Raw genomic sequence first — 20897 nt, forward strand, 5'->3', positions numbered from 1 at the left:
GCGACTTATCGCCGCTGGGTGAGAGCCGCGCCGACGAGGATGATCAGGGCGCCCACCGGCGTGTTCCAGCTGAGGTGTTCGCCGAGGATCAGCACGCCCGCCGCGGTGGCGATCACCGGGACGAAGTACGTCACCATCATCGCCGTCGTCGGGCCGACCTCCGCCACCAGGCCGTACTGGATCAGGAAGGCGACACCGGTGCCCAGGGCGCCGAGGGCGAGCACCGAGAGCAGGGGGAGGACCGGGAAGGAGCCGGGGGTCGGGGCGGCGAGCGGGGCGGCCACCGCGAGTTGGACCGTGCCGAGCAGCAACTGGCCGGAGGACATGGCCAGATGGGAGTTCCCGGTTCCGGCGAGCGTGTGGCGCACGTAGGCCCAGCCGATCGCGTAGCTGAGCGAGGCGATGAGCGCGAGGGCCGTGCCCACCGGGTCCTGGCCGGAGAAGCCCTGCCACGCGCCCAGCACGATCAGGACACCGGCGAAGCCGAGGCCCAGGCCCGCGACGCGCTGCCGGGTCGGGCGGTCGTCGGAGACGACGGCCACGGCGACGACCATGCCCCACAGGGGCGAGGCGGCGTTGCAGATCCCGGCCAGGGTGGAGGGGATGGTCGTCTCGGCGTAGGCGAAGAGCGAGAACGGCAGGGCGTTGAGGAAGAAGGCGGCCACGGCCAGATGGCCCCACACCCGGGCCCCGCGCGGCAGCCGCTCCCGCTTCGCCACCAGGACCGTCAGGAGGACGGCGGTGCCGAACACCATCCGGCCGAGCGTGACGTACAGCGGTGCGAACGCCTCGGTGCCCACCTTGATGAACAGGAAGCTGAAGCCCCAGACCAGGGCGAGCACGCCGAAGCGGATCCGCCAGTCGAGCAGTCGCCGTGGGCGGGCGGCGGGTGCGGCGGGCTGGTCGGCAGCGGGGTCGGGTGCCGCGGTGGTCGCTGGGGTCATGGCCTTCATGGCGTCTACATTGCGGGCTACAACTTCTTAGAACAAGCGAGAATTCATGTGCGTTATCGCGTAGCATTGCTTACATGAATCTGGATCGTCTGCGCACCTTGTACGCCGTGGCCCGGCACGGTTCCGTGAGCGGCGCGGCCGAAGGACTGCATGTGACCACCTCGGCCGTCTCCCAGCAGCTCTCGAAGCTGGAGCGGGAGACCGGGCAGCAGCTGCTCGCCAAGAACGGCCGCGGGGTGCGGCTCACCGACGCCGGGCGGCTGCTCTCCGACCACGCGGCGCGGATCCTGTCCCAAGTGGAGCTGGCCCAGGCGGACTTGGAGGCCCAGCGTGGACACGCCGTCGGCGAGCTGCTACTGGGCGCGTTCCCGACCGCCGTCCGCGGCCTCTTCCCCGCCGCGCTGGAGCGGATGCGGGCCGAACATCCGCAGCTGCGCGCCCGGTTGCAGGAGATGGAGCCGGACGAGTCGGTGCCCGCGGTGGTGCGCGGCGACATCGACCTGGCGGTCGTCCTCGACTGGTACAACAAGCCCCTGCCGGTGCCCGGCGGGCTGGTCAAGGCGGCGCTGCTGGACGACCTGGTGGACGTCGCGATGCCCGCGGACCACCCCTTCGCCGACCGCTGCGCGGTCGAGCCGGAGGACTTCGTGGACGACGAGTGGGTGTCCTGGCCCGAGGGCGGGTTCTGCTACGACTGGCTGATGGTGACCCTGCGCGGCAAGGGCATCGAGCCGCACATCCGGCACACCGCGCGGGAGCACCAGACCCAGCTCGCGCTGATCGCCGCCGGGCTCGGGATCGGCGTCGTCCCCCGGCTCGGCCGGGGCCCGGTGCCCGAGGGGGTGCGGATGGTGCCGGTGAGCCCGCCCACGATGCGCCGGCACGTCTACGCGATCTGGCGCGCCGACGCCGACCGCAGGCCCTCCATCCGCGCGGCGGTGGACGTGCTGCGGTCGGTGGGGGAGAAGATCGTCGACTGACCCGGCAGGGCAGCCGGGCGCGCTCAGCGCTGGGGCAGCTTGCGGAAGTCCCAGGAGCTGATCGTGTCCGGGGTCAGCCGCAGCCATGCGTGGCGGCCGTCGTGCGGCATGGCGTCGAGCCCGAAGTACTTCGCCGCGAACATCCGCTCCGGCGCGTCGAGTTCGGCACACGGCGCGCCCGAGCGCGGGGCCTCGCCGACGAAGACGGCCTCGCCGCTCAGCTCGGCGCCGCGCAGCTCGCCGTAGTCGTGCCCGTCGTCGACGATCACCGCGAGCCGTGGATCGCGGCGCAGCTCGGCCCAGCGGCGGCTGCGGGTCAGGGAGTAGAGCCACAGGGCCGTGCCGTCCCAGGCGAACCACAGCGCGCTGAGGTGCGGCCGCCCGTCCGCGGACACGGTCGCGACCCGGCAGGTGCGCTGTTCGGTGAGGAAGGCGTCCAGCTCGGCCGGGGTCATCATGATGCGGCGTCCCCGCCGCTGGGTGACGGTCATCGGCACAGAATCGCGACTCTTCCTTCCGAAGGCAATGGCCGTTACCCTCCCGGCGCGAGAAGCCGGGAGGTGCCGGGAGGCCGCCGTGTCGCTGTACGAACTGCTCCGCCCCGAGGGCTGTGCCCTGCTCACCGTGGAGTGCCAGCGCGGCGTCGTGGGCCCGGGCAGCGCACTGCCCGAACTGGCCGCCGCGGCCCGGGAGTCCGGCGCGCTCGGGCGTGTCGCCCGGCTGGTGTCGGCCGCCCACGACACGCGCGTCACCGTGCTGCACGCGGTGGCCGAGCGGCGCGCCGACGGGCGCGGCGCGAACCGCAACGCGCCGCTGTTCCGGGCCGCCGAGCGGCTGCCGGTGCGGCAGCTCACCGGGAGCGAGGCGGTACGGATCGCCGAACCGGTCCCGGTCGGCGCGGAGGATCTGCTGGTACGGCGGCTGCACGGCCTGTCGCCGCTCGCCGGGACCGACGTGGACGCGCTGCTGCGCAACCTGGGCTGCCGCACCCTGGTCATCGTCGGCGTGTCGGCCAATGTCGCGATACCCAACGCCGTGTTCGACGCGGTCAACCTCGGCTATACGGCCGTGGTGCCCGCGGACGCCATTGCCGGGGTGCCCGCCTCGTACACCCCGGCAATGGTCCGTCACACCCTCGCCCTCGTCGCGACCGTCACCTCGACCGAGGACGTGCTCGCCTGCTGGCAGGCGATCAGGCCATCTTGATCGAGGTGCCCTCCACCTTGATCTTGGCGCCGGGCAGCGGCTTGGTGGCCGGTCCGCCCTTCGGGCTGCCGTCGCTGATGTCGAACTTGGACTGGTGGCACGGGCAGTTGATGGTGCCGTCCGATACGTCGCCGACCGAGCACCCCTGGTGGGTGCAGATCGAGGAGAACGCCTTGAACTGGCCCGAGGACGGCTGGGTCACCACGACCTTGTGATCCTTGAAGACCATGCCGCCGCCCTCCGGGATCTGGGAGGTCTTGGCCAGCTCCATGCCGCCCCCCGACGTGTCGCCCCCCGCTCCCGCCGCGCCCGATTCGGCCCCGGTCGACTCCTGTGCGGAACCGGCGTTCTGCGAGCTACCCGAGTCGCTGCTGTCTTCCTTACCGCAGGCGGTGAGGGCGGCGGCCAGCCCGGCCGCTCCGGCAGCGGAGACGACGGCGCGACGGGTGGTGCCCCATCCGGTGGTTTCCGGCTGCGTCATGGTGGTGCCTCCTGATCCAGGGACGTTTCGATTCCATACGCGGCCCGGCGCTCCAGCGTTCAACCGTCGCTCGGCCTGTTGTCGATCCGGGCAGGGTCGAACACGCAGGGATCCGGGCACCGATGGATGGACAGGCACGCGAAGCGCCGGGCGGACGGGCCCGGCGCCGGGACGTCGACGGTGAGAGGAAGACGATGGCCGCACCGGAACCGGAACCGGAAGTGCAACGCAGACGGATCGGCATACCCGCCGAATCCACCCCGGGCGAGACCAGGGTGGCGGCGACCCCGGCCACCGTGGGCCGACTCGCCGAGCTGGGGTACCACGTGATCGTCGAACCGGGGGCGGGAGAGGCGTCCCGCTTCTCCGACGCGGCCTACGAGGAGGCGGGAGCCAGTCTCGGGGACCCCTGGTCGGCGCCGGTCGTCCTGAAGGTCAACGGACCCTCCGGCGAGGAGATCGGGCGGCTGCGCGACGGGGCGACCCTGATCGCGCTCATCGGCCCCGCGCTCCACCCGGAACTGGTCGAAGAGCTGGCCCGGCGGCCGATCACCGTACTGGCCATGGACGCCGTGCCGCGCATCTCGCGCGCCCAGTCCCTGGACGTCCTGAGCTCGATGGCGAACATCGCCGGATACCGGGCCGTGGTCGAGGCCGCGCACGTCTTCGGCCGCTTCTTCACGGGTCAGGTGACCGCCGCGGGCAAGGTGCCGCCGGCCAGGGTGCTGGTGGCCGGAGCCGGGGTGGCCGGACTCGCGGCGATCGGCGCGGCGCGCAGCCTCGGCGCCGTGGTCCGTGCCACCGATCCCCGGCCCGAGGTCGCCGAGCAGGTGCGCTCGCTGGGCGGGGAGTTCCTGGAGGTGCGGCCCGAAGAGTCCGCACCGTCCGAACGAGAGGTCAGCACCGACGGCTACGCCAAGGCCACCTCGGACGACTACAACCGGCTCGCCGCGCGGCTGTACGCGGAGCAGGCCGCCGACGTCGACATCATCATCACCACCGCACTCGTCCCCGGCAGACCGGCGCCGAAGCTGATCACCGCCCAGGACGTGGCGCGCATGAAGCCCGGCAGCGTCATCGTCGACATGGCCGCGGCCCAGGGCGGCAACGTCGAGGGAACGGTCGCCGGGAAGGCGGTCGTCACCGGCAACGACGTGACGATCATCGGCTACACCGACCTGCCCGGCAGGCTCCCGGCCCAGGCGTCGCAGCTGTACGGCACCAACCTCGTGAACCTGATGAAGCTGCTCACCCCCGGCAAGGACGGCCGGCTCGTCCTCGACTTCGACGACGTGGTGCAGCGCTCGATGACCGTGGTCCGCGACGGCGAGAAGACCTGGCCGCCGCCACCCGTGCAGGTGTCCGCCGCGCCCACGCCCGCCGGGGCCCCGGAACCCGCCACACCCCCCGGCCCGGCGGCCGGGCCCCCACGGTCGGCGCGGTCCGACTACGCCCTCGTCGGCGCCGGAGCGCTCGCCCTCTTCCTGGTGACCGCCTTCTCACCGCACCAGCTCATCGGCCACTTCCTGGTCTTCGTCCTGTCGATCGTGGTCGGCTTCTACGTCATCGGAAAGGTGCACCACGCGCTGCACACCCCCCTGATGTCGGTCACCAACGCGATCTCCGGGATCGTCGTGGTCGGCGCGCTGCTCCAGATCGGGCACGCGAACACCGCCGTCACCGTGCTGTCGTTCGCCGCGATCCTGCTGGCGAGCATCAACATCTTCGGCGGATTCGCCGTCACGCGCCGCATGCTCGGCATGTTCTCGAAGGGCTGATCGCGGATGACCACCACCACGGCCGCACAGGCCGCCTACGTCGTCGCCTCGCTGCTGTTCATCCTGAGCCTCGCCGGACTCTCCCAGCACCGGACCTCCCGCTCCGGAGTGGTCTGGGGCATCGCGGGCATGGGTCTGGCGTTGGCCGCCACCATCGGGCTGGCCTCCCGGAGCATCACCGTCACCGGTCTGGTGCTGATCGCCGTCGCCACGGCTGTCGGCGCGGGCATCGGACTGTGGCGGGCCCGCGTGGTCGAGATGACGGGCATGCCGGAACTGATCGCCGTCATGCACAGCTTCGTCGGCCTCGCCGCCGCGCTCGTCGGCTGGAACGGCTACCTCGACGTCGACGCCGAGTTGACCGGTTCGCTGCTGCGCATCCACCATGCCGAGGTCTTCCTCGGCGTGTTCATCGGTGCCGTCACCTTCACCGGCTCGGTCGTCGCGTATCTGAAGCTGGCGGCGCGGATCAAGTCCCGGCCGCTGATGCTCCCCGGCAGACACGCCCTCAACCTCGGCGCGCTCGCCGCGTTCGCCGTGCTCACCGTGGCGTTCGTCGCGCGCCCCCACATGGGGCTGCTCATCGCGGTCACCGTGCTGGCCCTGGCCCTCGGCGCGCATCTGGTCGCCTCCATCGGCGGCGGTGACATGCCGGTGGTCGTCTCGATGCTCAACAGCTACTCCGGCTGGGCCGCCGCGGCCTCGGGCTTCCTGCTCGCCAACGACCTGCTGATCGTCACCGGCGCGCTGGTGGGCTCCTCAGGCGCCTACCTCTCGTACATCATGTGCAAGGCGATGAACCGCTCCTTCCTCTCGGTGATCGCGGGCGGCTTCGGGGCCCAGACGGTGACGAGCGGCGACGACGGCGACCACGGGGAGCACCAGGAGATCAGCGCGGAGGACACCGCGGAACTGCTGCGCGACGCCTCCTCGGTGATCATCACCCCGGGCTACGGCATGGCGGTCGCCCAAGCCCAGTACCCGGTCGCGGAGCTCGCGCGCAAACTCCGCGACCGCGGCATCGAGGTGCGCTTCGGCATCCACCCGGTCGCCGGTCGGCTGCCCGGGCACATGAACGTGCTCCTGGCCGAGGCCAACGTGCCCTACGACATCGTCCTGGACATGGACGAGATCAACGACGACTTCGCCGCCACCTCGGTCGTCCTGGTCATCGGCGCCAACGACACCGTCAACCCGGCGGCCACCGACGACCCGGCCAGCCCCATCGCCGGGATGCCGGTGCTGCACGTGTGGGAGGCGGCCCGTGTCGTCGTCTTCAAACGCTCCATGGCCGCCGGGTACGCGGGCGTGCAGAACCCGCTGTTCTTCCGGGACAACACCCGGATGCTCTTCGGCGACGCCAGGCAGCGGGTGGACGCCATCCTGAGCAGCCTCGACGCCACCGACGCACCGGCCGTGGCCATGGTGGGCACGGCCAACTGAGGCCGCTCACCGCCCTGGTCCGGGCGCGCCCGGACGAGACCGGACTGGTAGGCGATCACGACCAGTTGGGCGCGGCCGCGGACGTCGAGTCCGGTCATGGCGCGCTGGATGTGGCTGCGCACGGTCAGCGGGCTGACCACGAGCTGGTCGGCGATCTCGGCATGGGACCTGCCGTGCGCGGCCGGCGCCATGACCTCGCGCTCGCGTTCGGTGAGCGCGGCGGCCCGGCGTGCGGATGTCCATGAGGACCACGTCGGGTTCGTGGGCCGGGGCGAGGTCGACCGCCTCCTGCCCGTCGGTGGCCCGCATGCCCAGCAGTCCGTAGCCGCGTCCGGGCCCGGACGGCGCGGGGTGCGGGGAGAGGCGGTGTCGTTGGTGATGCCGTGCCGATGCGGGGGCGATCACCCCGGAGTCGGCCGTCCGCGCCGTGCGCACCGATAGCCTGGGCGGATGCTCCCTGAAGTCACGGCCACCCGCTATGTCACGCCCCTGCGTGAGGGCGGGTCGCTCCCCGGCATCGTCGAGGCCGACGATTTGGGCACGTATGTCATGAAGTTCATCGGCGCGGGCCAGGGCCGGAAGACCCTCGTCGCCGAGGTCATCTGCGGACAGCTGGGCCGCCGCCTGGGGTTGCGCGTCCCGGAGTTGGTGCGGATGCAGCTCGATCCGGTGATCGGGCTGAGTGAGCCGGACGAGGAGGTGCAGGACCTGCTCAAGGCCAGCGGCGGGCTCAACCTGGGCATGGACTACCTGCCCGGCTCGCTCGGCTTCGACCCGCTGGCCTTCGAGGTGGGCGCGGCGGAGGCCGGACAGGTGGTGTGGTTCGACGCGCTCATCGGCAACGTGGACCGGTCCTGGCGCAACCCCAACCTGCTGGTGTGGCACGGCAACCTGTGGCTCATCGACCACGGCGCCACGCTGATCTGGCACCACAGCTGGCGCGGCCTGGACGCGGCCGCCACCAAGCCGTACGACGCCTCCGAGCACGTACTCGCCCCCTTCGCCCCGGACGTGGCCGCGGCCGCGGCCACGCTCGCGCCGCGGATCACCGAGGAGCTGCTGACCGAGGTCACCGCCGACGTCCCCGACGCCTGGCTGGACGGTGAGCCCGGCTTCGACAGCCCGGACGCGGTGCGCCGCGCCTATGCGCGGGTGCTGCTGGAGCGGGCCGCGGCGATCGGTGAAAGGATCACGCTCGGGGAGCGCGCCGGTGACGGGCCGTCGAAGGCTCCCGACTGGCTGCGCGTATGGGTCGACGGAAAGGCAGCGAAGTGAGCGGGCTGCACCAGGGCCGGGATGTGTTCGAGTACGCCGTGGTGCGGGTCGTCCCCCGGGTGGAGCGCGGTGAGCTGATCAACGCGGGCGTCGTGGTCTACTGCCGCGCGACGTCCTTCGTGGCAGCCCGCACCCATCTGGACGAGGCCCGGCTGCTCGCGCTCGACCCGTCGGCGGACGTGCCGGGCGTACGGGCCGCGCTGCACGCCGTGGAGGGCGTCTGCCGCGGGGGAGAGCAGGCCGGTCAGGCGGCCGGGGACGAGCCGGGGCGGCGGTTCCGCTGGCTGGTCGCGCCGCGCTCCACCGTCGTCCAGCCGGGGCCGGTGCACACCGGGTTGACCACGGACGCGGAGGCGGAGGTCGAGCGATTGCTCGACCTGCTGGTGCGCTGACGGGCGAGGGTGAGCAAGGGCATCACAGCGGGTCGTTGACAGTGGGCGGCGGGCCTCATAGCGTCTCGACGCAGAAGCGACTAAGCGGTTGCTCACCCCCGGGTGGCCGGGACGGTGCGCCGCTACCCGAGGCGAGGAGAACCCGCATGTCCACCAACGAGCAGCGTGTCGCCATCGTGACGGGCGCGGCCCGCGGTATCGGCGCGGCGACCGCCGTGCGACTGGCCGAGGAGGGCCGCGCCGTCGCCGTGCTCGACCTCGATGAGGCGTCCTGCGCGGAGACCGTGGAGAAGATCACCGCGGCGGGCGGCAAGGCCATCGCCGTGGGCTGCGACGTGTCCGACGCGGGGCAGGTGGAGGCCGCGGTCGGGCGTGTCGCCGAAGAGCTGGGCGCGCCGACGATCCTGGTGAACAACGCCGGTGTGCTCCGCGACAACCTGCTCTTCAAGATGAGCGAGTCCGACTGGGACACGGTCATGAACGTGCATCTGCGGGGCGCGTTCCTGATGTCGCGCGCCTGTCAGAAGCACATGGTGGACGCCGGGTTCGGACGGGTCGTCAACCTCTCCAGCAGCTCGGCGCTCGGCAACCGCGGTCAGGTCAACTACTCCGCCGCCAAGGCCGGTATGCAGGGCTTCACCAAGACCCTCGCCATCGAGCTGGGTAAGTTCGGCGTCACCGCCAACGCCGTGGCGCCCGGCTTCATCGCCACCGACATGACCGCCGCGACCGCCGAGCGCGTCGGCATGGGCTTCGACGACTTCCAGAAGGCGGCCGCGAGCCAGATCCCGGTGCAGCGCGTCGGGCAGCCGGAGGACATCGCGAACGCCGTCGCCTTCTTCACCGGGGACGCGGCCGGGTTCGTCTCCGGCCAGGTGATGTACGTGGCCGGCGGCCCGCTCAACTGATCAGGAGCCTACGAACCCCATGACCAAAGAGATCGCATCTGACAGCGGCAGGGCCGCGCTCGTCACCGGGGCCAGCCGCGGCATCGGCTACGGCATAGCCGAGGCGATGGTGGCGCGCGGCGACCGGGTGTGCATCACCGGCCGCAACGAGGACGCCCTGAAGGAGGCCGTCGAGCGGCTGGGCGCCGACCGGGTGATCGGCGTCCCCGGCAAGGCCCACGACGAGGCGCACCAGGCGGTGGCCGTCGAGCGCGCGATGGAGGCGTTCGGGCGCGTCGACTACCTCGTCAACAACGCCGGTACGAACCCGGTCTACTCGCCCATCGCCGACCTCGACCTCGCGGTGATACGCAAGGTCTTCGAGACCAATGTCGTCTCGGCGCTCGGCTTCGCCCAGCAGACCTGGAAGGCGTGGCAGAAGGAGAACGGCGGCGCGATCGTCAACATCTCCTCGGTCGCCGGGATGACGCCCTCGCCGTTCATCGCCGCGTACGGCGTGTCCAAGGCGGCGATGCTGAACCTCACGCAGCAGCTCGCCCACGAGTTCGCGCCGGGCGTGCGGGTCAACGCGATCGCCCCCGCCGTGGTGAAGACCAAGTTCGCCACCGCCCTGTACGAGGGGCGGGAGGAGGAGGCCGCCGCGGCGTATCCGCTCGGGCGGCTCGGCGTGCCGGAGGACATCGGGGGCGCGGCCGCGTTCCTCACCTCCGACCAGGCCGCGTGGATCACCGGCCAGACGCTCGTCGTGGACGGCGGTGTATTCCTCAACGCGGGCGTCGGCTGACGGCCCTGCGCGCTCATCGGCTGCGGGCCCGGTGCCGGGCCCGCAGCCGCTGTCATCCCCACGCCGCGTGCGGCGTTGTCAGTGGCCGCCGGTAGGTTCGTGCCCGTGAACGGAACACGACCGGAGGTTGTTGACGTGGCCTACGAGCTGCCCGAATCCTGGCGCGGCGTCCTCGGCGAGGAGCTGGAGAAGCCCTACTTCAAGGAGCTCACCGAGTTCGTCGAGGAGGAGCGGGCCAAGGGGCCGGTCCACCCGCCGCGCGACCAGGTGTTCGCCGCCCTGGAGGCCACACCGTACGACCAGGTGAAGGTGCTGATCCTCGGGCAGGACCCGTACCACGGCGAGGGCCAGGGGCACGGGCTGTGCTTCTCGGTGCGGCCGGGCGTCAAGACGCCGCCGTCGCTGCGGAACATCTACAAGGAGATGAAGGAGGAGCTGGGCCACCCCATCCCGGACAACGGCTATCTGATGCCGTGGGCCCGGCAGGGCGTCCTGCTGCTCAACGCGGTGCTGACGGTCCGCGGCGGCGAGGCCAACTCCCACAAGAGCAAGGGGTGGGAGAAGTTCACCGACGCGGTGATCCGCGCCGTGGCCGCCCGCCCCGACCCGGCCGTCTTCGTCCTCTGGGGGAACTACGCCCAGAAGAAGCTGCCGCTGATCGACGAGAAGCGGCACGCGGTGGTGAAGGGGGCGCACCCCTCGCCGCTGTCGGCCAAGAAGTTCTTCGGATCGCGCCCCTTCACCCAGATCGACGAGGCGGTGAAGGCCCAGGGGCACACGCCGATCGACTGGCGCATCCCGAACCTCCAGCCGTCTCAGCCCAGCTCGTAGTCGAAGGCGTACGACACCGCTTCGATGCCCTGCGGGGCGGTGTAGGAGCCCGCACCGGTGAGCCCGGCCAGCTCGCCGGTGCCCGAGCCCGGCACCACCTCGAAGGCGCACGTCACGGTGCCGTCCTCGCCGAAGGTGCCGTGCTGGGCGAGGACGAAGCTGCCCCGCCGGCCGTCCAGCTGCCCGTCCACCAGCTCATGGCCCGAGAAGGCACCGGTCTTGTCGGCGAGGTAGACGATGGCGTACTGGCAGGAGGTGCCGGACGCCGTGATCGCGCCCGAGTAGCCGTTGGTCACGGTGGCATGGGCGAGCTTCGCCCCGCCCGCGGCCTCCCCGAGCGGCTTCTCCTGCCAGTCGGCGAAGGTGAAGGTACCGGTGGCGTGCGTGGTCATGGCGGGTCCTTTCGATCAGGCCGTGCGATCAGGCCGTGCGCTGGTGAGGACGACTCTGCCCGCCGTACCTGACATCTTCTGTCAGGTACGGGCGCACAATGGACCGTATGCGTGCCGACCGCCTGCTCTCCCTGCTCCTGCTGCTCCAGAACCGGGGCCGGATGACGGCGCCGGAGATCGCCGCGGAGCTGGAGGTGTCGGTCCGTACCGTCTACCGCGACATCGACGCGCTGAGCGGGTCCGGCGTGCCGGTGTACGCCGACCGCGGCCCCGCGGGCGGCTACCGGCTGCTGGACGGCTACCGCACCCGGCTGACCGGGCTCACCGGCGACGAGGCCGACTCGCTCTTCCTCGCCGGAATGCCGGGACCGGCCGCCGAACTGGGCCTCGGCGCGGACCTCACCACCGCCCAGCTCAAGCTGCGGGCCGCGCTGCCGCCCGAGCTGGACGAGCGGTCGCGCCGCATCCAGGAGCGCTTCCACCTCGACGCGCCCGGCTGGTTCCGGGACACCGAGCCGGTGCCGTACCTCGCGGCGGCGGCCGAGGCCGTCTGGCGGCGCCGGGTGCTGCGGGTGCACTACCGGCGCTGGCGCGGCGAGGTGCACCGCGATCTGCACGCCCTCGGGCTCGTCCTCAAGGGCGGCATCTGGTACCTGGTGGCCAGAGCGGAGGACACCATCCGCAGTTACCGCGTGGCGCGGATCCTGGATGCCGAGGTGCTCGGGGAGGTCTTCGAGCGCCCCGCCGGGTTCGATCTCGCCGCCTACTGGCAGGAGTCGGCGCGCGCCATGGAGGCCGCGCGCTTCCGGGGCGAGGCCGAACTGCTGCTGACCGAGCGGGGCTTGCGGCTGCTGCCGATGAAGTTCGGCGCGGTCGGCGCGGTGGCGGCCGCCGCGGCGGGCCCGCCCGACGACCGGGGACGGGTGCGGGTGGCGCTGCCCGTGGAGTCGCTGCCCGTGGCGGTCGACGACATGCTGCGGCTGGGCACCGACGCCGAGGTGCTCGGACCGCCCGAGCTGCGGACCGCCGTCGCCCGCGCCGTCACCGAACTGGCCGAGCGGTACGGGCCGCAGGACTGACCCGATGGGCCCGCCTGACGGGCGTTCACCGGCCCCGCGGCTAGCGTCGGCCGCAGGCAGGGCGTACCGGCGGTTGCGCAGGCGGGAGGACCGGATGGGCGACGTACGGCGGGAGGCGCCGGAGGACGAGGCCGTGCTGACCCGGATCGGGCAGGCGGTCATGCTGCACCGGGGCGGTGACCGCGAGGAGGCGCGCAACCGGCTGGCCGCGCTGTGGCGGGAGATCGAGGGCGACGGCGACCCGTTCCACCGCTGCGCCCTCGCCCACTACCTCGCCGACACCCAGGACGATCCGGCCGACGAGCTGCTGTGGGATCTGCTGGCCCTGGCCGCGGCCGACGGGCCCGGCGCCCGCACCCCCCGGCTGCGCGCCCTCTACCCGGCCCTCCACCTCAATCTGGCCGCCGACTACGCCAAGCTCGGCCAGGAGGCGGCGGCCCGCAGCCAGCTGGAGCTGGCCCGGGCGAGCGCGGGCACGCTGGGCGACGATCCGTACGGGGACCGGGTGCGGGCGGCGATCGCCCGGCTGGCGCAGCGGCTCGCGCTCTGACGGACCCTGGTGGATCAGTCGCCCGTGGCGCCGTCGATGCGCTCGCGGATGAGGTCGGCGTGGCCGTTGTGGCGGGCGTACTCCTCGATCATGTGGAGGTAGATCCAGCGCAGGTTGAAGTCCTCGTGGCGGTGGTCGCGGCGGGTGACGACGTCGTCCAGGGAGTGGCGCGCGGCGGCGGCGCGGGCCTCGGCGACCTCGTCCCGCCAGATCGCGAAGGCGGCCTCGCCGGTGTCCGCTTCGGTGACCCGGAAGTCGCCGTCCTGATCCTCCTCGCTGTACCAGATGGGCGGCGCGTCCTGACCGTCCAGCACCCGCCGGAACCAGCTGCGCTCGACCTCGGCCATGTGCCGGACGAGCCCGAGCAGGGTGAGCCCGGACGGCGGCGCGGAGGCCTCGCGCAGCTGCTTGTCGTCGAGCCCCTCGCATGTGAGGGCCAGGGTCGCGCGGTGGAAGTCCAGCCACCCTTCCAGGCTGGTGCGTTCATCGCCGGTGGTGGGCGCCTCTTGGCGTTCGGCAGTCGTCATGGCGAGCATCATGAGGCCCGGCTCCCGGCCGCGCCACGGATTATCGGCCCAGCATCCCGCGCAGCAGCTCCTCGAACCCGGCGCGCAGCGCCGCGCCTTGGGGCACCGCGGCGTGGTCGGCCCCGGCCGCGCAGCTGAACATCTGCCCCTCGCACCAGGCGACCAGCGACTGGGCGTGCCGCCGTGGTGCGGCGGATCCCATGGCGGTCATCAGCGCCTCCAGCGGCTCGCGGAAGCCGCGCCCCGCCGCGTCGTAGAACTCCCGCAGTTCGGGGCGGCGGGTCGCCTCCAGCTGGCAGGGCGCCGGTGAGCTGCGCACCCCCGGCGGGCGGCGGCTGGCCCGGATGGACAGCGCGGCCGCGGCCGAGCGGTTCGGCGGCCCGGTGGTCCTGCTCCACCGCGCCACCCTCGTCGAGCTGCTCGCCTCCCGGCTGCCCGAGGGCCGCGTCCGCACCGGTGCCCCCGCCGAGCTGACCGACCCCGGCGACGCCCGCCGCCCGGCCCGGGTGACCACGGCGGACGAGGAGTACGAGGCCGACCTCGTGGTCGGCGCCGACGGCGTCCACTCGGCGGTCCGCCGCGCGCTCTTCCCCGCCCACCCCGGGCCCCGCTACGCCGGGTTCACCACCTGGCGCCTCGTCGTCCCCGCCCCCGAGCGCCCCTTCGCACCCCATGAGACGTGGGGCCGGGGGCGGCTCTGGGGCAGCCAGCCGCTGCGGGACGGCCGGGTCTACGCGTACGCGGCGGCCTTCACCCCGGCCGGTGGCCGCGCCCCCGACGACGAGAAGGCCGAACTGCTCCGGCTCTTCGGCCACTGGCACCGGCCGGTCCCCGACCTCCTCGCGGCCGCCGAACCCGGCGCCGTGCTGCGCCATGACGTCCTGGCCATGACCGACCCGCTGCCCGCCTACCACCGGGGCCGGACCGCCCTCCTCGGCGACGCCGCCCACGCCATGGCCCCCACTCTGGGGCAGGGCGGCAACCAGGCCATCGAGGACGCCGTCGTCCTCGCCCACCATCTGCCGCCGCACGCCGCCGCCGCGGCCGCCGACCCGTCCGGCGCGCTCGCCGCGTACACCCGCGACCGGCTGCCGCGCACCATGGACGTCGTACGCCGCTCTGCGCGCGCCGCCCGCGCGAGCTCCCTGACCCGCGCCCCCGCGGTGGCCCTCCGCGACACCGCCGTCGCCGTCGCCACCCGCCTTGCCCCCGGGCTGCTGCTGCGCGGCTTCGACGGCATCGCCGACTGGCGCCCCCCCGGCCCCGGCGCCCCGGGAGCCGTCCTGAGTAGGGTGGACACGGCCACCGAACACCAGGAGGCAACGTGAGGGTCGGCTGCATCGGACTCGGCGACATCGCGCAGAAGGCCTATCTGCCCGTGCTCATGGCGCGGCCCGGGGTGGAGCCGCATCTGCACACCCGCACCCCCGCCACCCTCCAGCGGGTCGCCGACACCCACCGGGTGCCCGGCGCCCAGCGGCACACCACCCTGGACTCGCTGCTCGCGGCGGACCTGGACGCCGCGTTCGTGCACGCCCCGACCGCCGAGCACGCCGGGCTCGTCACCCGGCTCCTCGACGCCGGGGTGCCCACCTACGTCGACAAGCCGCTCGCGTACGAACTCGGCGAGAGCGAGCGCCTGGTGCGGCTGGCCGAGGACCGCGGCGTCGGCCTGATGGTCGGCTTCAACCGGCGCTACGCCCCCGGGTACGCGCAGTGCCTGGACCATCCGCGCGATCTGATCCTGATGCAGAAGAACCGCGTCGGCCTCCCCGAGGACCCGCGCACCCTCGTCCTGGACGACTTCATCCACGTCGTCGACACCCTGCGCTTCCTCGCCCCCGGACCGGTCGACCACATCGACGTGCGGACCAGGATGCGCGACGGGCTGGTGCACCACGTCGTCCTCCAGCTGTCCGGCGACGGGTTCACCGCGCTCGGCGTGATGAACCGGATGAGCGGCTCCACCGAGGAGATCCTGGAGGTCTCCGGCCAGGACACCAAGCGGCAGGTGACCAACCTCGCCGAGGTCACGGACCACAAGGGACAGCCGAGCGTGCGCCGCCGCGGCGACTGGGTTCCGGTCGCCCGGCAGCGCGGCATCGAGCAGATCACCGACGCCTTCCTCGACGCCGTGCGCACCGGCAGGCGGCTCGATGCCTCGGACGCGCTGCGCACCCACGAACTGTGCGAGCGGGTGATCAGCGACGCGCTGACGGGCGCCTGACCACCCGGACCGCCTCCACCGCCCCGTACGCGGCGAGCGCCGCCAGCGCCCCGTACACCGTCAGCGGCCCGGTCCGCACATACGGGCTGGTGCCCTGCGCGAGCGGCACCGAGTAGACCTCCGCCGCGCTGGTGTCCGTCCCCATGCGGTCGCCCACCGGCTCGCCGCGCGGGCCGAAGACCGCGCTCGTGCCGGTCAGCGTCGCGTGCACCATCGGCCGCCAGGTCTCCGCGGCGCGCAGCGCGGCCAGCGTGGCGTGCTGCTCGGGCGCCCAGCTCTGCTGGAACGTCGAGGTCGCCGACTGGACGACCAGCACCTGCGCCCCGTGCCGCGCCAAATTGCGGCTCATGTCCGGGAACGCCGACTCGAAGCAGACCTCCGGCCCGATCCGCAGACCGTCCGGCAGCCGCATCACCGTCTGTTCCGTGCCGCGGTGCCGGTCCTCACCGGCCGCCTTGCCCACCGAGGTGGCCCAGCCCAGCAGCGACCGGGCCGGGATGTACTCGCCGAACGGCACCAGCCGCATCTTGTCGTAGCGGTCGCCGGTCGGACCGTCCGGCCCGATCAGCACCGAACTCTTGTAGATCCCCGGCCGGTCGCTGCGCCGCGCGTCCACGTTGACCAGGAGATCCGCGCCCACCGAACGGGACAGCGCGCCCAGCCGCTTCGCCAGCCCCGGCCGGCCGCCCAGATCCGTGCCGACGCTGGACTCGCCCCACACCACGAGGTCCGGATGGCGGGCCGCCAGCTGCCGGGTCAGCTCGACGCTGCGCTCGAGACGCGGCTCCGGCCCCTTGATCACCCCGGGCTGCACCACCGCGATCCGCTGGGTCCCGGTCTGCTCCGGCACCGGCGCCCATGCCCACACCCCGGCCGCCGCCGCACCGCACGCGGTGAGCCCGGCCACCGCGACGGTGCGCGCCCGGGGCAGCGTGATCAGCACGGTCAGCGCGACGTTCACCAGGACCAGCAGGAAGCCGACCAGCCACACCCCGCCCACCGACACCAGCCGCAGCGCGACGGGCACCTGCCACTGGCTCGCCCCGAGCAGCGCCCAGGGGCCGCCGAGGTACTGCCAGGACCGTACGAGCTCGGCCAGCAGCCACGCCGACGGCAGCAGCACCAGCGCGGCACCCGCCCGGCCTGGCCCGGGGCGGGCGCCCAGCAGCCGGTGTGTCAGCGCGCCGAACGGCACCCACAACAGCCCCAGCAGCAGCGCCAGCAGCACGATGAACACATGCAGGCTCGGCATCAGCCAGTGGTGCGCCGCGAGCAGGAACCCGGCCCCGCCCAGCCAGCCGTCGTACGCCGCCTGCCGGATCGTGGGCGCCGAGCGCGTCAGCAGCAGCCAGGGCACCAGGGCGACGTACGCGAACCACCAAAGCGACGGCGCGGGAAACGCCAGCGCGGGCAGCGCGCCCGCCAGCACCGCGGCGCCGCCGCGCACCCACCGGGAGGCCAGCCGCCGCCTCCACACCCCTTCCGACACGCCGGATGCCCCCCTCCCGTTGGCATAGGGCCAGTGTGCGGGAGGAAACCGATCATGGATAGGGCGGAGACGCGCCGGAGCGTGCCTCATGCCGCGTCCGGAAGGTCTTGTTCGGCCCAGATGAGCTTGCCGCCCTCGGTGTAGCGGGTGCCCCAGCGGCGGGCCATCTGCGCGACCAGGAACAGCCCGCGGCCGCCCTCGTCGGTGGTACGGGCGTGGCGCAGCCGCGGGGAGGTGCTGCTGGCGTCCGCGACCTCGCAGATCAGCACGTCGTGCCGGATCAGCCGCAGCCGGATGGGGCCGGTGCCGTGCCGTATGGCGTTGGTGACCAGCTCACTGACGATCAGCTCGGTCGTCATCGCCAGCTCCTCCAGGCCCCATTCGGCGAGCTGGTGGACGCCGAGCGAGCGGGCGTTCGCGACCACGGCCGGATCGGACGGCAGGTCCCAGGAGACGACGTGACCGGTGCCCAGCGTGTTGGTACGGGCCAGCAGCAGCGCCACGTCGTCCGACTGCGGACGGGTCAGCAGGGTGTCGACGACCGTCGAGCACAGCTCCTCCAGCGGCAGCCCGGGCTGGGCCAGGGCGTTGCTCAGCCGGGCGAGCCCGACGTCGATGTCCTGGTCGCAGGTCTCGATGAGGCCGTCGGTGAACAGCGCGATCAGACTGCCCGCGGGCAGCTCCAGCTCCGCCGACTCGAACGGCAGCGAACCGAGCCCCAGCGGGGGACCGGCCGGCAGCGGCGGGTAGGAGACCGCGCCGCCGGGGTCCACCACCGCGGGCGTGGGGTGGCCCGCCCGGGCCATCGTGCAGCGCCGGGTGACCGGGTCGTACACCGCGTACAGACACGTGGCGCCCAGCACCGCCGCGCCCATGCCCTCCTGGGCGGACTCCTCCTCGGTGAGCCGGATGACCAGGTCGTCCAGGTGGGCCAGCAGCTCCTCGGGCGGCAGGTCCATGTCGGCGAGGGTGTGCACGGCGGTGCGCAGCCGGCCCATGGTGGCGGCCGCGGTGATGCCGTGCCCGACCACGTCGCCGACCACCAGCGCCACCCGGGCCCCGGACAGCGGAATGACGTCGAACCAGTCGCCGCCGACCCCGTTGCGCGCGTCGGTGGGCAGATAGCGCGAGGCCACCTCCAGGGCCTGGCCGCCGGACAGGGCGTGCGGCAGCAGGCTGCGCTGGAGCGCGAGGGCCGCGGTGTGCTCGCGGCTGTAGCGGCGGGCGTTGTCCACGCACAGCGCGGCCCGCGTCACCAGCTCCTCGGCGAGCACCAGATCGTCCGGCTCGAAGGGGTCCGGATGCCGGGTGCGGACGAACGAGGCCACGCCCAGGATCGTGCCGCGCGCACAGATCGGGACCACCATCAGGGAGCGCATGCCGAACTCGCGGACCTTCCGCGTCCGGGCCGGGTCGTCGCCGGTCCACGCGCCCAGCGAGGCGTCCAGCTCCGGGTCCAGGATGGCCTCCCCCTCCAGGAAGCTGCACGCGAACGGCGACGCCGGGGAGACGGCGATCGCGTCGCCCTGGGCGGCGATGGACTCCGGGCAGCCCTCGTGGACGGACGCCTGGCCCGCCCGCCGGAACTTGGGCAGGAACCGGGTGCGCTGGGCCGAGGGCTCCTCGCCGCGCAGGACGGAGTCCAGCAGGTCCACGGTGACGAAGTCGGCGAGCCGGGGCACCGCGAACTCGGCCAGCTCCTGCGCGGTGCGCATCACGTCCAGGGTGCTGCCGATGTGCTCGCTGGCCTCGCTGAGCAGGGCCAGCCGCTCCCGGGCGCGCCAGCGGTCGGTGACGTCGATGCCCATGTAGCAGACGCCGACCGGGTGGCCGTCCTCGTTGTCGAGGCGGAAGAAAGAGGTCGAGTACGCGTGCTCCCGGTGCGGCTCGGCCAGGGTCCAGCCCCGGTACTCGTAGTCGATCACCGGGACGCCGGTCTCCAGCACCTGGCGCATCTTCCCCTCCAGCGCCTCGGTGTCCAGGCCCGGCAGCGAGTCCGCCATCCGGCGGCCCAGCCGCTCGCCGCGCGGGACACCGCCGTAGCGCTCCAGGGTGTCGTTCATCCACACGTACCGCAGATCCGGGCTGAGCACGGCCATGCCGATGGGGGAGCGGGTCAGGAACGCCTGGAGCAGCGATCCGCTGACCGCCCAGGTCGGGATCGTCGCCACGTCGATCGCCGAGATCAGCCAGCAGGTGCCGCCGCCGAGCCCGGTGACCGGGGAGACCCGCAGGCCCACCGCGAGCCGGTGGCCGGACTGGTGCCGGACCTCCAGCAGCCCGCCCCAGCCGCCGTGCTCACCGCACTGTTCGGCGATGGACACCGCCTTCGCGGCGTCCTCCGGCGCCGCCAGCAGCATCGTCCCGGGCCGCTTCAGCACCTCCGGCGCCGGATAGCCCAACAGCCGTTCCGCCGCCGTCGTCCAGCCGACGACGGTCCCCGTGGCATCGATCAGGGCCGTCGCCGCATCGGCCATGTCGAAGGGGACATGGGCTTCGGTCGGCGCGATTCCCTCGGGGATGGCCATCGCACCCGTCCCATCTGCGAAGACATTTCCCTTAATACTATGACTCCTGGGCCTCCCCGGTCGTCAGTCGTGCGACGACCAGGGCGAGCAGGATGATCCCGCCGTAGATCGCCTGGATCCAGAAGGACGACACCTGGGCGAGGGTGAGCAGGTTCTCCAGCATGCCCAGCAGCAGGGTGCCCAGCAGCGCGCCCAGCAGGGAGCCCCGGCCGCCGCGGAGGCTGATGCCGCCGATCACCGCGGCCGCGAACACCGTGAAGATCAGACCGCTGCCCTGGTTGGCGCCCACCGCACCGACGCGCCCCGCGATGACCAGCCCGGCCAGCCCCGCCAGCGCACCGCCGACCACCAGCACCGTCCAGCCCACCCGCGCGGTACGGATGCCCGCCGCCCGGGCGGCGGGGGCGCTGCCGCCGATCGCGTACACCGCGCGGCCGAGCCGGTGGTAGCGCAGGACGAACCCGGCCAGCGCGAAGCACAGCGCGGTCACCCACACCGAGACCGGCACCCCCAGCCACTCCCGCGAGCCGAGCACGAAGAACGCGTCCGGCGCGTCGAACAGCGTCTTGCCGGAGACCAGGCCGATCAGCACGCCGCGCAGCACGATGTTCATCGCGAGGGTCACGATGAACCCATTGAGCCCGAGCCCCACGATCAGCGCCCCGTTGACCGCCCCCAGCCCCGCGCCCGCCAGCGGGATCAGCAGCAGCCCCACCCAGGTGGGCCACTCGGTGCCGAAGCCCGCCGAGGCGGCCGGGATGACGACCAGGAAGCCGAGGGCCGGGGCCAGGCCCGCGATCGACTCCAGGGAGAGGTCCATCCTGCCGCTGATCAGGATCATCGCCTCGGCGAGCACCAGCAGCCCGAGCGCGGAGGACGCGCCCAGGATGTTCACCAGGTTGTCCCGGTCGAGGAAGTCGGGGTTGCCGATCGCGCCGATGATCAGCAGCAGCACCACGGCGGGCAGCAGCGCCAGATCGCGGATCCGGACCGGGACGAGGCGCCGGGCGCGGCCGGTGCGCGGCGCGGCGAGGTCATTCATGGGGTTCATGGGCACGGTGCGGTCGTCTCCGG

General features: G+C 72.9%; 20 protein-coding genes and 3 pseudogenes. 13 read left to right on the forward strand and 10 right to left on the reverse strand.

What is annotated here, in order from left to right:
* Positions 1-5 precede the first annotated feature (5 nt).
* Entirely contained in the window at positions 6-953 is a 948-nt protein-coding gene (locus tag LCH29_RS41110) for a DMT family transporter (protein WP_446466790.1), read from the reverse strand.
* 74 nt (positions 954-1027) lie between these two features.
* On the opposite strand from LCH29_RS41110, the gene LCH29_RS41115 reads away from it, so the two are divergent.
* Entirely contained in the window at positions 1028-1933 is a 906-nt protein-coding gene (locus LCH29_RS41115; protein WP_446466791.1) for a LysR substrate-binding domain-containing protein, read from the forward strand.
* Positions 1934-1956: 23 nt separating this feature from the next.
* On the opposite strand, the gene LCH29_RS41120 is transcribed toward LCH29_RS41115, so the two are convergent.
* Entirely contained in the window at positions 1957-2424 is a 468-nt protein-coding gene (locus tag LCH29_RS41120; protein WP_446466792.1) for a pyridoxamine 5'-phosphate oxidase family protein, read from the reverse strand.
* A 34-nt stretch (positions 2425-2458) separates the two neighbouring features.
* On the opposite strand from LCH29_RS41120, the gene LCH29_RS41125 reads away from it, so the two are divergent.
* Positions 2459-3139 (forward strand): isochorismatase family protein, encoded by a 681-nt coding sequence (locus tag LCH29_RS41125; RefSeq protein WP_446466793.1) that lies wholly within the window; start codon positions 2459-2461, stop codon positions 3137-3139.
* On the opposite strand, the gene LCH29_RS41130 is transcribed toward LCH29_RS41125, so the two are convergent.
* Positions 3126-3620 carry a Rieske (2Fe-2S) protein gene (locus tag LCH29_RS41130; protein ID WP_446466794.1) on the reverse strand — a complete coding sequence of 165 codons (495 nt, stop codon included), beginning with the start codon at positions 3618-3620 and terminating at the stop codon, positions 3126-3128. The genes LCH29_RS41125 and LCH29_RS41130 overlap by 14 nt on opposite strands.
* A 194-nt stretch (positions 3621-3814) precedes the next feature.
* Between LCH29_RS41130 and LCH29_RS41135 the strand changes: the two genes are divergently transcribed.
* Both LCH29_RS41135 and pntB read left to right on the forward strand, forming a co-directional pair.
* Positions 3815-5398, forward strand: a complete 1584-nt coding sequence (locus LCH29_RS41135) for a Re/Si-specific NAD(P)(+) transhydrogenase subunit alpha (protein WP_446466795.1) — start codon at positions 3815-3817, stop codon at positions 5396-5398.
* A gap of 6 nt (positions 5399-5404) precedes the next feature.
* Positions 5405-6841 (forward strand): Re/Si-specific NAD(P)(+) transhydrogenase subunit beta, encoded by a 1437-nt coding sequence (gene pntB / locus LCH29_RS41140; RefSeq protein ID WP_446466796.1) that lies wholly within the window; start codon positions 5405-5407, stop codon positions 6839-6841.
* Between the two features lie 14 nt (positions 6842-6855).
* Here pntB and LCH29_RS41145 read toward each other — a convergent pair.
* Positions 6856-7068: pseudogene (locus LCH29_RS41145) on the reverse strand (response regulator transcription factor); the annotation flags it as partial.
* A gap of 223 nt (positions 7069-7291) precedes the next feature.
* On the opposite strand from LCH29_RS41145, the gene LCH29_RS41150 reads away from it, so the two are divergent.
* The 5 genes from LCH29_RS41150 (at position 7292) to LCH29_RS41170 (ending at position 11031) form a co-directional block, all read left to right on the forward strand.
* Complete coding sequence (locus LCH29_RS41150) at positions 7292-8116, forward strand: HipA family kinase (protein ID WP_446466797.1); 825 nt, start codon at positions 7292-7294, stop codon at positions 8114-8116.
* Positions 8089-8508, forward strand: coding sequence for a DUF3037 domain-containing protein (locus tag LCH29_RS41155; RefSeq protein ID WP_446466798.1), 420 nt, complete (start codon positions 8089-8091; stop codon positions 8506-8508). Before LCH29_RS41150 ends, LCH29_RS41155 begins: the two co-directional genes overlap by 28 nt.
* 146 nt (positions 8509-8654) lie before the next feature.
* Complete coding sequence (fabG, locus tag LCH29_RS41160) at positions 8655-9416, forward strand: 3-oxoacyl-ACP reductase FabG (RefSeq protein WP_123108021.1); 762 nt, start codon at positions 8655-8657, stop codon at positions 9414-9416.
* A 19-nt stretch (positions 9417-9435) separates the two neighbouring features.
* Positions 9436-10200 (forward strand): SDR family oxidoreductase, encoded by a 765-nt coding sequence (locus tag LCH29_RS41165; protein WP_446466799.1) that lies wholly within the window; start codon positions 9436-9438, stop codon positions 10198-10200.
* A gap of 135 nt (positions 10201-10335) precedes the next feature.
* Entirely contained in the window at positions 10336-11031 is a 696-nt protein-coding gene (locus LCH29_RS41170) for a uracil-DNA glycosylase (RefSeq protein WP_446466816.1), read from the forward strand.
* On the opposite strand, the gene LCH29_RS41175 is transcribed toward LCH29_RS41170, so the two are convergent.
* Positions 11016-11423, reverse strand: coding sequence for a DUF3224 domain-containing protein (locus LCH29_RS41175; RefSeq protein ID WP_446466800.1), 408 nt, complete (start codon positions 11421-11423; stop codon positions 11016-11018). The genes LCH29_RS41170 and LCH29_RS41175 overlap by 16 nt on opposite strands.
* 98 nt (positions 11424-11521) lie before the next feature.
* Between LCH29_RS41175 and LCH29_RS41180 the strand changes: the two genes are divergently transcribed.
* Together LCH29_RS41180 and LCH29_RS41185 are read left to right on the forward strand one after the other, a co-directional pair.
* On the forward strand, positions 11522-12502 hold the full coding sequence (locus tag LCH29_RS41180; RefSeq protein WP_446466801.1) for a helix-turn-helix transcriptional regulator: 981 nt from the start codon (positions 11522-11524) through the stop codon (positions 12500-12502).
* Between the two features lie 94 nt (positions 12503-12596).
* Positions 12597-13052, forward strand: coding sequence for a hypothetical protein (locus tag LCH29_RS41185; protein ID WP_446466802.1), 456 nt, complete (start codon positions 12597-12599; stop codon positions 13050-13052).
* A gap of 14 nt (positions 13053-13066) precedes the next feature.
* Here the strand turns inward: LCH29_RS41185 and LCH29_RS41190 are convergent, their stop codons facing one another.
* Both LCH29_RS41190 and LCH29_RS41195 read right to left on the reverse strand, forming a co-directional pair.
* Positions 13067-13579, reverse strand: coding sequence for a DinB family protein (locus tag LCH29_RS41190; protein ID WP_446466803.1), 513 nt, complete (start codon positions 13577-13579; stop codon positions 13067-13069).
* Positions 13580-13619: 40 nt separating this feature from the next.
* Positions 13620-13871: pseudogene (locus LCH29_RS41195) on the reverse strand (TetR/AcrR family transcriptional regulator); the annotation flags it as partial.
* On the opposite strand from LCH29_RS41195, the pseudogene LCH29_RS41200 reads away from it, so the two are divergent.
* Both LCH29_RS41200 and LCH29_RS41205 read left to right on the forward strand, forming a co-directional pair.
* Positions 13858-14907, forward strand: a pseudogene (locus LCH29_RS41200) (FAD-dependent monooxygenase); the annotation flags it as partial. The pseudogenes LCH29_RS41195 and LCH29_RS41200 overlap by 14 nt on opposite strands.
* Complete coding sequence (locus tag LCH29_RS41205; RefSeq protein ID WP_446466804.1) at positions 14904-15806, forward strand: Gfo/Idh/MocA family protein; 903 nt, start codon at positions 14904-14906, stop codon at positions 15804-15806. The pseudogene LCH29_RS41200 and the gene LCH29_RS41205, both read left to right, overlap by 4 nt.
* On the opposite strand, the gene lnt is transcribed toward LCH29_RS41205, so the two are convergent.
* The 3 genes from lnt to LCH29_RS41220 are packed head-to-tail and all read right to left on the reverse strand — an operon-like array spanning position 15781 to position 20865.
* The gene (lnt, locus tag LCH29_RS41210; RefSeq protein ID WP_446466805.1) at positions 15781-17385 is read right to left on the reverse strand and encodes an apolipoprotein N-acyltransferase; all 1605 of its coding nucleotides are present in this window, start codon (positions 17383-17385) and stop codon (positions 15781-15783) included. The genes LCH29_RS41205 and lnt overlap by 26 nt on opposite strands.
* Positions 17382-19823 carry a SpoIIE family protein phosphatase gene (locus tag LCH29_RS41215; RefSeq protein ID WP_446466806.1) on the reverse strand — a complete coding sequence of 814 codons (2442 nt, stop codon included), beginning with the start codon at positions 19821-19823 and terminating at the stop codon, positions 17382-17384. Before LCH29_RS41215 ends, lnt begins: the two co-directional genes overlap by 4 nt.
* A gap of 37 nt (positions 19824-19860) precedes the next feature.
* Entirely contained in the window at positions 19861-20865 is a 1005-nt protein-coding gene (locus LCH29_RS41220) for an ABC transporter permease (RefSeq protein ID WP_446466807.1), read from the reverse strand.
* Positions 20866-20897: the final 32 nt, after the last annotated feature.

Source organism: Streptomyces sp. BRA346 (genome assembly GCF_052851135.1).